At 63.6% G+C, this 13,132-nt stretch carries 10 protein-coding genes; 8 read left to right on the forward strand and 2 right to left on the reverse strand.

From position 1 onward, the window contains the following. Positions 1–98: 98 nt before the first annotated feature. Positions 99–995 (forward strand): LysR substrate-binding domain-containing protein, encoded by an 897-nt coding sequence (locus ACFQ24_RS10255; protein ID WP_380910926.1) that lies wholly within the window; start codon positions 99–101, stop codon positions 993–995. Between the two features lie 10 nt (positions 996–1,005). Here ACFQ24_RS10255 and ACFQ24_RS10260 read toward each other — a convergent pair whose 3' ends face one another. Then, complete coding sequence (locus ACFQ24_RS10260; RefSeq protein WP_380910928.1) at positions 1,006–1,593, reverse strand: DUF305 domain-containing protein; 588 nt, start codon at positions 1,591–1,593, stop codon at positions 1,006–1,008. Between the two features lie 67 nt (positions 1,594–1,660). Beyond that, positions 1,661–3,076, reverse strand: a complete 1,416-nt coding sequence (locus tag ACFQ24_RS10265) for a helix-turn-helix domain-containing protein (RefSeq protein ID WP_380910930.1) — start codon at positions 3,074–3,076, stop codon at positions 1,661–1,663. A gap of 114 nt (positions 3,077–3,190) precedes the next feature. Between ACFQ24_RS10265 and ACFQ24_RS10270 the strand changes: the two genes are divergently transcribed. The 7 genes from ACFQ24_RS10270 (at position 3,191) to ACFQ24_RS10300 (ending at position 13,130) form a co-directional block, all read left to right on the forward strand. After that, the gene (locus ACFQ24_RS10270) at positions 3,191–4,723 is read left to right on the forward strand and encodes an acyl-CoA carboxylase subunit beta (protein ID WP_380910932.1); all 1,533 of its coding nucleotides are present in this window, start codon (positions 3,191–3,193) and stop codon (positions 4,721–4,723) included. Positions 4,724–4,830: 107 nt separating this feature from the next. Further along, positions 4,831–5,268 (forward strand): methylmalonyl-CoA epimerase, encoded by a 438-nt coding sequence (mce, locus tag ACFQ24_RS10275; protein ID WP_380910934.1) that lies wholly within the window; start codon positions 4,831–4,833, stop codon positions 5,266–5,268. A gap of 182 nt (positions 5,269–5,450) precedes the next feature. Continuing rightward, positions 5,451–7,604 carry a methylmalonyl-CoA mutase gene (gene scpA / locus ACFQ24_RS10280; protein ID WP_380910935.1) on the forward strand — a complete coding sequence of 718 codons (2,154 nt, stop codon included), beginning with the start codon at positions 5,451–5,453 and terminating at the stop codon, positions 7,602–7,604. A gap of 2 nt (positions 7,605–7,606) precedes the next feature. Next, the gene (bioB, locus tag ACFQ24_RS10285) at positions 7,607–8,602 is read left to right on the forward strand and encodes a biotin synthase BioB (RefSeq protein ID WP_380911012.1); all 996 of its coding nucleotides are present in this window, start codon (positions 7,607–7,609) and stop codon (positions 8,600–8,602) included. A gap of 337 nt (positions 8,603–8,939) precedes the next feature. Then, positions 8,940–10,940 carry an acetyl-CoA carboxylase biotin carboxylase subunit gene (locus ACFQ24_RS10290; protein WP_380910937.1) on the forward strand — a complete coding sequence of 667 codons (2,001 nt, stop codon included), beginning with the start codon at positions 8,940–8,942 and terminating at the stop codon, positions 10,938–10,940. A gap of 88 nt (positions 10,941–11,028) precedes the next feature. Further along, entirely contained in the window at positions 11,029–11,400 is a 372-nt protein-coding gene (locus ACFQ24_RS10295; protein ID WP_380910939.1) for a tRNA-binding protein, read from the forward strand. Between the two features lie 140 nt (positions 11,401–11,540). Next, positions 11,541–13,130, forward strand: coding sequence for an MFS transporter (locus tag ACFQ24_RS10300; RefSeq protein ID WP_380910941.1), 1,590 nt, complete (start codon positions 11,541–11,543; stop codon positions 13,128–13,130). Positions 13,131–13,132: the final 2 nt, after the last annotated feature.

Genomic DNA, 13,132 nt, shown 5'->3' on the forward strand with positions numbered 1-13,132 from the left:
TTCCTTTGTCGAAATGAGACAACGATGTGGACAGTAGATAGCGCATTGGGCATTGATGATTAGAGGGAATGATGGAACTTCATAAGTGAATCCAAAACATGAATAATCATCTGGCCGACGTGGAGAATTTCCTCATGGTGGCGGGCGAGGGCAGCTTTGCGGGAGCCGCGAAGGCCCTCCGCCTGACGCCTTCGGCGGTGAGCCGTTCCGTTGCGCGGTTGGAGAAGCGGCTGGGCGTGGCGCTGATCCGCCGAACCACCCGATCTCTGGCGCTGACGCGTGAGGGACTGGCCTATCGCGACCGGATGCGCGCGATCCTGAGCGACATGTTCGATCTTGAAAACAGCCTTGCGCAGGAAGCGCAGGGGCCGCGCGGCCTGCTGCGGATCAACGCGTCGCCCTCCTTCGGCGTGCATTGCCTGATCCCCGTCTTGCCGCGCTTTGCCGAGCTGTATCCGGCGATCACGGTCGACCTGACGCTGACCGACGCGATTGTCGATCTGGTGGAGGAGCGGGCCGACGTGGCGATACGGATTGGACCGCTGCGCGACACGCGGCTGCGTGCGAAGAAGCTGGGGCGCAGTCGCATGGTGCTGGTGGCGAGCCCGGACTATCTGGCGCGGCGCGGCACCCCGCAGAGGCCGGACGATCTGGACGCGCATGACTGCCTGCGCTTCAGCTTCCGCCGGTCGGTGGACAGTTGGCCCTTCTTGATCGACGGCCGGCTGGTGCATCGCCCGGTGGAGGGGCGCTTCTTCGGAAATTCGGGGGAGGTCGTGCGGGAAATGGCGGTCGCGGGCTGCGGCATCGCGCGCCACGGACGCTTCCATGTGGCGCGCGACCTGCGCGACGGGCGGCTGGTCGAGCTGCTGCGCGACTATGACGCCGGCGATGGCGAGGACATTCACGCCCTCTATGCGCCGGAAGACCGTGCCGCCGCGCGCATCAGGGCGCTGCTGGATTTCCTGGAAGCGGAGATGCACGTGGAGGGTTGAGCAACAGGCTCTATAGCGGTTTCTCGGCTAGCAACCTGCCACTCAACAGAGCTTGAGCCTCTCGGGCACTGTCAGCGCTCAATGTCGCGGAGCCGGCAGGCAACGGAGCGTCCGCGCGCCTGCCATGCCGATCGATATCCTCGATCAGCATTTTCATCTCGGCAATTTCCTTGACCTGATCGCGCGTGATCCGATCCGCGAGGTATCGGACGCGGGGGTCGCGAATATCGGCCTTGCGCGCATTGTTGATGGCGATGGAATGATGCGGGATCATGGCCTTCATGAAATCCGTATCCCCGATCAACGCCTGGCTGCGGTTCACCGCCAGCAGCGCAGCCCCGCCGATGATGGCCGCGGCGAGAATGGCAATCTTGGCCGCTTGCGGGCGATACATGCTCCACATGAAGCCGAGCATCACCGCCGTCATCACGCAGCCCATGACCAGCGAAGAGACGAGGCGCGTGAGACTGAACAGCGCGTGGTCCCAACTGTAGACAAGCTGGTACATCAGGAAGAACATGATGACGGTGGACGTGGCGATCATGGCCGCGAACCGCCCCCAGCCCATGCCCGTTTTGTGTTGCGTGGAATCTTTCATGGCCGCCTGGCTCCTCAGCCTGATCGATGTCGAACGACCTGCGGCCCGGATTGTTCAGCTTATGCGCTCAACCGATCCAGTAGGGCACGATCTGGCGATTGTCCGGGTCGACACGGATGGGTCGGTCGGCCGGCGGGAAGGCGCGCTGGTCGCAGCTTTGGCGGGGGCAGAGACGGCAGGTAATGCCGATGGGGGTGGCGGCACCTTCCACCTCCAATTGCAGGCCGTCGGCATAGACGAAGTTCGCCGCATGGGCGATCTCGCAGCCCAGCACGACGGCGAAGCGGCGGGGCGTGCGCTTGTAGCTGCCTGAGGGCTTCACCAGTCCTTTCGCCATGGAAACGTAGCGGACGCCATCGGGCGTTTCGCCAAGCTGCACGTTGATGCGGTCGGGCACGGCGACGGCTTCGTGCACGTTCCACAAGGGGCAGGCGCCCCCGAAGCGGGCGAATTGGAGGCGGGTGGCGCTGTGCCGCTTGGTGATGTTGCCCGCCATGTCGACGCGGCAGAAGAAAAAGGGGATGCCGCGCAGCCCCGGCCTTTGTAGGGTCGAGAGGCGATGGCAGGCCTGCTCGAAACTGACGCCGAAGGTTCGGGCCAGCCGGTCTATGTCATGGCGCATCGCACGGGCGGCTTCGCGGAAGGGCGCATAGGGCATGAGCAGCGCGCCAGCTGCATAATTGCCAAGGCCGATGGCGAGCAACCGATCCGCACCGAGGACCGGCAGGGCGGCCCGGTTCACGACATCGGCGATCACCGCCTGCCCCTCCAGCATCATGAGCTGGTGCGCGAGCATGAACTTGCGGCTTTCGGTCGGCAGCGCGGCGTTGATGAAGAGTTGGCGGTCGGCGGCGCGATAGGCGCGCAGCGCGCTGTCGGGCGTTTCGGCGATCAGCGTCGCGATACCGTGACGGCGGGCGAGTGCTTCAACCAGCATGCCTTCGTCCAGCACTTGCCCCGCCGTAAAGCTCTCCGCCATCTCCTCGGCCAGACAGTCTAGCGCATGGACATAGTTGCCCGCCTCATGAAACCAGTCCCGCGCCGCCTCCCATGGCAGGCGCGCCTGCACCTCATGGTCGTTGGCGATCGCTTCCTCGATCATGTTGATGCGCTCATTGGCGCGCATATGGGCGTTGTAGAGATCAACGTAGCGCGCCGCGAATTCGGGGAATTGCAGGTGCAGCTTCTCGATCCGCTCCGGCTCCATCGGCGCGCCGGGTAGCTCCGGATGGGCAAGCGCGTAGGTGAAGGCGCCCAGCAACTGCTCCTCCTCGCGCGCGTCGAAACTCGCCCAGTCGGTCGGGAAGGCGCTGGCGACGGCGGCCTTGACCTTGGCGGTCAGGGGGCGGTCGTCATTCTCCAGTTGCGAAAGATAGGATACGGATATGCCCAGCGCCAGCGCCATCGTCGCCTGATCCATCCGGTGATCGAGGCGAAGCTGGCGCAGGCGTGGTCCTGCGAAGATTCGGTTGCCGCGTGCCATAAACCGCACCCTATTTTGCGAAGTTGAGATTTGCAAATTGGCAAATTTGCATTTGCGAAAAATGTCGCGGACTGAAATGAGCGACAGCACGCATTTTGGGAGACGCAAGCGACCATGTCGAAACTCGCGATCATCGAACAGCTTGAGACCAAACGCGAAGCCGCGCGCCTTGGCGGCGGCCAGCGTCGCATCGATGCGCAGCACGCCAAGGGGAAGCTGACCGCGCGCGAGCGGCTGGACGTCCTGCTGGACGAGGGCAGCTTCGAGGAGCTCGACATGTATGTCGAGCATAATTGCGTCGATTTCGGCATGGACGCCGAACATATCCCGGGAGACGGCGTCGTCACCGGATCGGGCACGATCAACGGCCGACTGGTGTTCGTGTTCAGCCAGGACTTCACCGTCTATGGCGGCGCGGTGTCGGAACGGCACGCAATGAAGATCTGCAAGATCATGGACATGGCGATGAAGGTCGGCGCGCCCGTGATCGGCCTCAACGACAGCGGCGGCGCGCGCATTCAGGAGGGCGTGGCGTCGCTGGGCGGCTATGCCGAGATATTCCAGCGCAACGTATTGGCGTCCGGCGTAGTGCCGCAGATCAGCGTCATCATGGGGCCATGCGCGGGCGGCGCGGTCTATTCCCCGGCAATGACCGACTTCATCTTCATGGTGAAGGACAGCAGCTTCATGTTCGTGACCGGGCCGGACGTGGTGAAGACCGTGACGAACGAGGTCGTCACGCAGGAGGAACTGGGCGGCGCGGTCACGCACACGACCAAGTCGGGGGTCGCGGACGTCGCGTTCGAAAATGACATCGAGGCGCTGCTGGCGGTGCGCGATTTCGTGGACTTCCTGCCGGCGTCGAACCGGGAGCAGGTGCCCGAGCGGCCCACCGCCGATGCCTGGGATCGCGTCGAGGAGAGCCTGGACACGCTGATCCCGGCCAACGCCAACCAGCCCTATGATATGCACGAGCTGATCCGCAAGGTGGTGGACGAAGGCGACTTCTTCGAGGTCCAGCCCGCCCATGCTGGCAACATCCTCTGCGGCTTCGGCCGGATCGAGGGCAAGACGGTGGGCATCATCGCCAACCAGCCGATGGTGCTGGCCGGGGTGCTCGACATCAATTCGTCCAAGAAGGCGGGGCGGTTCGTCCGTTTCTGCGACGCGTTCGAGATCCCGATCGTCACCTTCGTCGACGTGCCGGGGTTCCTGCCGGGAACGGCGCAGGAATTGAACGGCATCATCAAGCATGGCGCGAAGCTGCTCTTCGCCTATGCCGAGGCGACCGTGCCCAAGATCACCGTCATCACGCGCAAGGCTTATGGCGGCGCCTATGACGTGATGAGCTCCAAGCACCTGCGCGGCGACCTAAACTACGCCTGGCCCACCGCCGAGATCGCGGTGATGGGCGCCAAGGGCGCGGTGGAGATCATCTTCCGCGGCAAGACGCCCGAAGAGATTGCACAGCGGACGAAGGAATATGAAGACCGCTTCGCCAACCCGTTCGTGGCCGCATCCAAGGGCTTCGTCGACGAGGTGATCCAGCCTCATTCGACCCGCAAGCGCATTGCGCTCGGCTTGCGGAAATTGAGGAACAAGAGCCTCGAAAATCCGTGGAAGAAGCACGACAATATTCCGCTGTGACGGCCTTTTGGGCCGTCATCCCAGCGAAAGCTGGGATCTCGCGCGCTTGGCTGGCCTGTCGAGGCATGAGACCCCGGCCTTCGCTGGGGTGACGAAATGAGGAAGATATGAAACTCGGACGCCTCAATCATATCGGCATCGCCACGCCTTCGCTGGAGGCGAGCCTCGCCTATTATCGCGATGTCATGGGCGCGACGCTTGGCCATGAGCCCTTCGACCTGCCCGCGCAGGGGGTGAAGGTCTGTTTCGTCGACACGCCGGGCGAGGGTGGCATGGCGGGCACGCAGATCGAGCTGATCGAGCCGCTGGGCGACGACAGCCCGATCCACGGCTTCATCGCCAAGAACCCGGCCGGCGGGCAGCATCATATGTGCTATGAAGTGCCCGATATTCATGAAGCGAAAGCCTGGTTCGAGGGGCTGGGGAAGAAGGTGCTGGGCGAGCCGCGTATCGGCGCGCACGGCACGCTGATCTTCTTCGTGCATCCCAAAGACATGAACGGGGTGCTGACCGAGATCATGGAGACGCCGAAGGAGGCGCATTAATGCAAAATCCTCTCCCGCAAGCGGGAGAGGATATATAGGCTTGGCAGCTTGCTGCCCAGCCGAAGTTGGTGAGGGCAGGGGTGGATCAATACCCTCACCACTGCGACTAAGGCCCGCTGCGCGGACCTAAGTCTCGTTGCCTCTCCCGCCTGCGGGAGAGGGGAAGTGGGTAAGGGACTTTGATGACCGAGAAGCCGACACTGGATCAATGGGCCGCCGCCGCCGCGAAGGAGGTGAAGGGCAAGGATCTGAACTGGGAGACCCCGGAAGGGATCATAGTGAAGCCGCTCTATACGGCGGAGGACGTCACTGTCGATCCAGGCCTCCCCGGTTTCGCGCCCTTTACGCGCGGCGTGAAGGCCAGCATGTATGCGGGCCGCCCCTGGACCATTCGTCAATATGCGGGCTTCTCGACCGCAGAGGAATCCAACGCCTTCTACCGCCGCAACCTCGCCGCCGGGCAGAAGGGCCTCAGCGTCGCCTTCGATCTCGCCACCCACCGGGGCTATGACAGCGACCATCCGCGCGTCGTTGGCGATGTCGGCAAGGCGGGGGTGGCGATCGACACGATCGAGGACATGAAGATCCTGTTCGACGGCATTCCACTCGACCAGATGTCCGTTTCCATGACGATGAACGGCGCGGTCATCCCGATTCTCGCCTTCTTCATCGTCGCGGGCGAGGAGCAGGGCGTCGACCGCAAGCTGCTCGACGGGACCATCCAGAACGACATCCTCAAAGAGTTCATGGTCCGCAACACCTATATCTACCCGCCCGAACCGTCGATGCGGATCATCAGCGACATTTTCGGCTATACCAGCCGCGAGATGCCCAAATTCAACAGCATCTCCATTTCCGGCTATCATATGCAGGAAGCCGGCGCGACGCAGGTGCAGGAATTGGCCTTCACCATCGCGGATGGCGCGGAATATGTGCGCTACGGCGTGGCATCCGGGCTCGACATCGACAAGTTTGCGGGGCGGCTTTCCTTCTTCTTTGCCATCGGCATGAACTTCTTCATGGAGATCGCCAAGCTGCGCGCCGCCCGCGTGCTGTGGCACCGGGTCATGACGAAGCTCGGCGCGAAAGACGAGCGGTCCAAGATGCTGCGCACCCACTGCCAGACCAGCGGCGTGTCGCTGACCGAGCAAGACCCCTACAACAACGTCATGCGCACCACCATCGAAGCGATGGCGGCGATGCTGGGCGGCACCCAGTCGCTCCACACCAATGCGCTCGACGAAGCCATAGCGCTCCCCACCGATTTCTCAGCCCGCATCGCGCGCAACACGCAGATCGTGATCCAGGAAGAGACGGGCATGTGCAATGTCGTCGATCCGCTGGGCGGCAGCTATTATGTAGAGGCGCTGACGCAGCAACTGGTGGATGCTGCGCAGGAGATCATCGACCGGGTCGAGGCCGAAGGCGGCATGGCGAAGGCTGTCGCGGCGGGCTGGCCCAAGGCGATGATCGAGACGGCGGCGGCGGCGCGACAGGCGCGGGTGGACCGGGGCGAGGACGTGATCGTCGGCGTCAACAAATATCGCCTTGCCAGTGAAGACCTGCTCGAAACGCTGGAGGTCGATAATAGCAAGGTGCGCGAAGCGCAGATCGCCCGCATCAATCGGGTGAAGGCAGAGCGCGACGAAGCCGCTTGTCAGGCGGCGCTGGAGGCATTGCGAAAGGCGGCGGCGGGACCGCAAAGCATCGAGAATAATCTTCTCGCCCACGCGGTCGAAGCTGCGCGCGCGCGCGCCACGCTCGGCGAAATCTCCTCGGCGATGGAGGACAGCTTCCAGCGCTACGGCACCCAGCCCACCCCCGTGAAGGGCGTGTATGCCGCGCCGTACAAGGATGACAGTCGCTGGAAACAGGTTCTCGACGGCGTGCAGGCCGTCGAACGGCGCCTCGGTCGCAAGCCTAAACTGCTCGTCGCCAAGATGGGGCAGGATGGACATGACCGGGGCGCCAACATCATCGCGTCGGCCTTTGGCGACATGGGCTTTGATGTCGTGTCAGGGCCGCTGTTCCAGACGCCTGAGGAAACGGTGGTGCTGGCACTCGACAGCGGGGTCGACGTGGTCGGCGCGTCCAGCCTGGCGGCGGGGCACAAGACGTTGATCCCCGAACTGATCCAGAAGCTGCGGGAGCAGGGGCGAAACGACATCAAGGTGATCGCGGGCGGGGTGATCCCGCCGCAGGATTATGACTTCCTCCGTGACGCGGGCGTCCAGGGCATTTATGGACCGGGTTCCAATGTCGTGGAATGCGCCGCCGACGTGCTGCGCCTCCTCGGCCACAACATGCCCCCCGCCGGGCTGGAGGAAGCCGCTTGACCCTGAATATTCCGCGCACCGACTGGATCCGCGACGAGATCGCCGCGCTGTTCGACCTGCCCTTCAACGACCTGATGTTCGAGGCGCAGTCGGTGCATCGCGCGAACTTCCCGCGCAACGAAGTGCAGCTTTCAACCCTGCTGTCGATCAAGACGGGGGGCTGTCCGGAAGATTGCGGATACTGCTCACAATCGACCGAGGCGGAAAGCGGCCTCAAGGCAACCAAGCTGATGGACGTGCAGGCCGTGCTGCAAGCCGCGGCGCAAGCGAAGGATCATGGGTCGGGCCGCTTCTGCATGGGCGCAGCGTGGCGCAACCCCAAGGAACGCGACATGCCAAAGCTCGTCGCGATGGTGCAGGGTGTGCGCGCGATGGGCATGGAAACCTGCATGACGCTGGGGATGCTGGACGAGAAGCAGGCAAAGACGCTCGCAGACGCGGGGCTCGACTATTACAACCATAATATCGACACCTCGCCGGAGAATTACGCCAACGTCATTACGACGCGAACATTCGAGGACCGGATCGAGACGCTGGAAAACGTCCGCAACGCCGGCATCAACGTCTGCTGCGGCGGGATCGTGGGCATGGGGGAGACGCGGAGCGACCGCATCGGTTTCCTCCATGCGCTCGCCACCATGCCGCACCCCGAAAGCGTGCCGATCAACGCGCTGGTGCCGGTCGCGGGCACGGTGCTGGGCGACATGCTGAAGGACACGCCGCTCGCGAAAATCGACGAGGTGGAGTTCGTCCGCACCGTGGCGGTCGCGCGGATCGTGATGCCGCAGTCGATGGTGCGGCTGAGCGCGGGCCGCGAGAGCATGAGCGAGGCGTGCCAGGCGCTCTGCTTCATGGCGGGCGCGAACAGCATCTTCACCGGCGACAAGTTGCTGACGGCGGCGAATGCGGGCGATGACAAGGACGCAGCGCTGCTGGGCAAGCTGGGGCTTACCGCAATGGCCGCGCAGCCGCACGGGCATCTGGAGGCGGCGGAGTGAGCAAGCGGGCCTCGTTCACTCTAGTACTTTTGGGATGTGCGCTTGTTACAGCTTATGCCTATTATCGGCTGTCGCTGCCACATTGCCCGCATTCGCCCACGGCGTGCGCGACGGCGCGAACAAACACGATGAATATTTTCTATATCGCGACACCGATCTTGTGGATCGTTTCGCTCACAACTTGGTGGCGAAGTTTCAGAAAAGAATGATCTCAAACCCCTTCGCTCTGAGCTTATCGAAGGGCCTCATTTTCTGCCGAAATGAAAAATGGGGCTTCGACAAGCTCAGTCCGAACGGGGTGAGAGGAACTGAATAAGGACTGGGGCAAGGACTGATAATGGCAATTACCAAGATCCTGATCGCGAACCGTGGCGAAATCGCCTGCCGCGTTATGCGCACGGCCAAGAAGATGGGCATTAAGACCGTCGCGGTCTATTCCGACGCCGATGCGCGCGCGCCGCACGTCCTGATGGCCGACGAGGCCGTGCATATCGGCCCATCGCCTGCCGCCCAATCCTACCTCATCGCGGACAAGATCATCGCGGCGTGCAAGGCAACCGGCGCCGATGCGGTCCACCCCGGCTACGGCTTCCTCTCGGAACGGGAATCCTTCCGCAATGCGCTCGATGCGGAGGGGATCATTTTCGTCGGCCCGCCCGCTAATGCGATCGCGGCGATGGGCGACAAGATCGAGTCCAAGAAGCTGGCCAAGGAAGCGGGCGTCAACGTCGTCCCCGGCTATGTCGGCGTGATCGACGACACCGAACACGCCGTCAAAATCTCCAACGAGATCGGCTATCCGGTGATGATGAAGGCGTCGGCCGGCGGCGGCGGCAAGGGGATGCGTCTGGCCTATAGCGAACAGGACGTGCGCGAGGGTTTCGAGGCGACCAAGCGCGAAGGGCTGGCGAGCTTCGGCGACGACCGCGTGTTCATCGAGAAGTTCATCGAAAGCCCGCGCCATATCGAAATTCAGATATTGGGCGATCAGCACGGCAATATCGTCTACCTCAACGAACGCGAATGCTCGATCCAGCGTCGCCACCAGAAGGTGGTCGAGGAAGCGCCGTCGCCCTTCGTCAGCCCGGAGATGCGCCGGAAGATGGGCGAACAGTGCGTCGCGCTCGCGCGCGCGGTGGGCTATTTCAGCGCGGGGACGGTCGAACTGATCGTGTCAGGCGAGGACAAGACCGGCGACGGCTTCTACTTCCTCGAAATGAATACCCGGTTGCAGGTCGAGCATCCGGTGACGGAGGAGATCACCGACGTCGACCTGGTCGAGCAGATGATCCGCGTCGCCAATGGCGAGAAGCTGGCCTTCACGCAGGACGATGTGAAGATCAACGGATGGGCGATCGAGAACCGCGTCTATGCCGAAGATCCCTATCGCGGCTTCCTGCCCTCCACCGGGCGCCTCATCCGCTACAACCCGCCAGAGGAAGGGACCGACGAGACCGGCGCGAAGGTCCGCGTGGACGATGGCGTGACCGAAGGCGGCGAGGTCTCCATGTTCTACGACCCGATGATCGCCAAGCTGGTGACATGGGCGCCGACGCGCCTCCAGGCCATCGACAAGCAGATCGAGGCGCTCGACCGGTTCGAGATCGAAGGGCCAGGGCACAATATCGATTTCGTGTCCGCGCTGATGCAGCATGAGCGGTTCCGATCGGGCAACATCACCACCGGCTTCATCGCGGAGGAATATCCCGAAGGTTTCCAGGGCGCGCCCGCCTCGCCGGAATTGGTCAAGCGCCTGTCCGCGATAGGTGCCTTCGCCGCCATGGCACAGGCCGACCGCGCTCGCCGGATCGAGGGGCAGCTTGGCAAGCGCCTCGCTCCGCCAACCGGCTGGCAGGTGAAGATCGGGGACGCGCTTCACGATGTCGTGATCGACGGCGACGATGTGACGGTGGACGGCGAGCCGCTCGACATGGCATTGGAATATACGCCGGGCGACCGCCTGATCGAAGCCGAGTTCGGGGAAGAGGTGCTGGCCGTGCGGATCGCACCGGTGCGGTCGGGCTTCGTGCTGACCGCCCACGGCGCGAGCCACAAGCTGCGCATCCTCCCCGCCCATGCCGCGCAGCACGCCGCACATATGATCGAGAAGGTGCCGCCGGACCTGTCACGCTTCCTGATCTGCCCGATGCCCGGCCTGCTGGTCGCGCTCAACGTGAAGGAAGGCGACAAGGTCGAGGTCGGCCAGCCACTCGCCGTCATCGAAGCCATGAAGATGGAGAATATCCTGCGCGCGGGGAAGGCCGGCACGGTCAAGAGCGTGTCGGCGGCGCAGGGCGAGAGCCTGGCCGTGGATGCGGTCATATTGGAGCTGGAATAAGCGGACGCCCGGTCCGCTTCGAGCGAAGTCGGGGCGCTCGTGCGACTCCGCCTCGACTTCGCTCAACCCGATTGGCTAGAAGGGGATCATGCACCTGACCCATGATCCCGCCGCGCCGGCCGCCGACACCATCGGCTTCGACGATTTCCTGAAGGTCGACATCCGCGTCGGCACGATCCTGTCGGCCGAACCCTATCCAGAAGCGCGCAAGCCCGCCTACAAGCTGCTGATCGACTTCGGTCCGGGCATAGGGACGAAGAAATCGAGCGCGCAGATCACCGAAAATCATGCGCTGGACGATTTGCCGGGGCGGCAGGTGGCGGCGGTGGTCAACTTCCCGCCGCGCCAGATCGGCAAGTTCTTGTCCGAAGTGCTGACCCTGGGATTTGCGGACGAAACAGGCGCGGTGACGCTGTTCGCGCCGGACAAGCCCGTACCCAATGGCGCGCGCCTTTTCTAGCAACCTGTCCTACATGCGATTGCCCATGGGATCGTCGAGGCCGGGCGAATGGGCAAGGCGGATGGATTGGACATTTCATTTCCAACATCCGCATCAAAATGTCAGGATCGGCGGGAAATATGCGAAGTTAAGGGGATGCAATGAGCGAAGCGGCGGGGGCGGAATATGTGATGGACGCGCGGCGCGACCGGTTGGTCATCACCGCGTCCGCGCTCGGCACCGTGTTCGAATGGTATGATTTCTACATCTACGGCGTGCTCGCGCCGATCATCGGACGGACCTTCTTCCCTACCGACAATCCCACGGTCGAACTGCTCTACACGCTGGCGGGTTTCGCCATCGGCTTCGCCTTCCGGCCCCTTGGCGCGGTGCTGTTCGGCTATCTGGGCGACCGGCTGGGGCGCAAATATACGTTCCTCGCCACCATCGTCCTGATGGGCACGGCGACGGCGGGCGTTGGCCTCACCCCATCCGCCGCCAGTATCGGTGTCGCCGCGCCCATCATCCTCATCCTGCTGCGGATCGCACAGGGGCTGGCGCTGGGCGGCGAATATGGCGGCGCGGCCATCTATGTCGCGGAACATGCACCCAAGGGGAAGCGCGGCTTCTATACCAGCTTCATCCAGGCCGGCGTGATCGGCGGCTTCATTCTGTCGCTGATCGTAGTGGTGGCCACGCAATGGATCGTCGGCCCGACAGTGTGGGATGCCTGGGGATGGCGCATCCCGTTCGTCGTGTCGCTGGCGCTGCTCGCCATTTCGCTCTGGATGCGGCTGATGCTGCGGGAAAGCCCGGTTTTTACCGCGATGAAGGCGGCGGGCGCGCAGGCGCAAAACCCGCTGAAGGAAGCCTTCACCTATCCGGGCAACGCCAAGCGCATGATCGTCGCGATGATCGGCATCGCCGCGGGCTTCACCGCCATCGCCTATACCGTGATGTTCCAGGCGCTCTACTTCCTGCAAAGCGGCCTCCGCGTCGCACCCGGCATGGCGCAACTGCTGGTTGGCGGCAGCGCCTTCGTCGGAATCGGCAGCTTCATCTTCTTCGGCTGGCTGTCGGACCGGGTGGGGCGCAAGCGGCCGATCGTCATCGGGTACGCGCTGGTGCTGCTGTTGGCGCTGCCCCTCTACCAGTTCATGGGCAGTACCGCCAACCCGGCTCTGGAACAGGCGGCACGGCGCGCGCCCGTTGTGGTGAGCGGTCCCGACTGCCGCTTCGACCCGTTCGCAAAGGTGCAGCCAACGATCTGCGGCAAGCTGCTCGATCATTTCGCCAAGCGCGGCGTGCCCTATGAAAAGCAGACCGGTGCCGCGCCGTCCGTGGCGATCGGCGGCGTGGCAGTGAGCGATCTCAGCCCGATTGGACTCGATTCCGCGCTGGCGGGGGCGGGCTATCCGACCGGCTCGGTGACGCCGGATTGGCCCCGCGCGATGATGATCTTCGGCGCGATGCTGCTGCTCTGGACGCTTTCGGGTGCGACCTACGGTCCTGTGGCGGCGCTGCTCTCGGAATATTTCCCCGCGCGCATCCGCTATTCGTCGCTTTCCATCCCCTATCATCTGGGCACCGGCTATTTCGGCGGGTTCCTGCCGCTCATCAGCCAATATCTGGTGGCGCGCACCGGTGATCCCTATGCCGGGCTCTGGTACACGCTGGCGGTGGTGGCGCTCGCGCTCGTCACCTGCCTCGTCGCCTTGCCGGAAACGAAGGATCGCCCCCTCGACGCCTGAGG

It is taken from the genome of Sphingobium olei (assembly GCF_042678845.1).
Classification (GTDB): Bacteria; Pseudomonadota; Alphaproteobacteria; order Sphingomonadales; family Sphingomonadaceae; genus Sphingobium; species Sphingobium olei.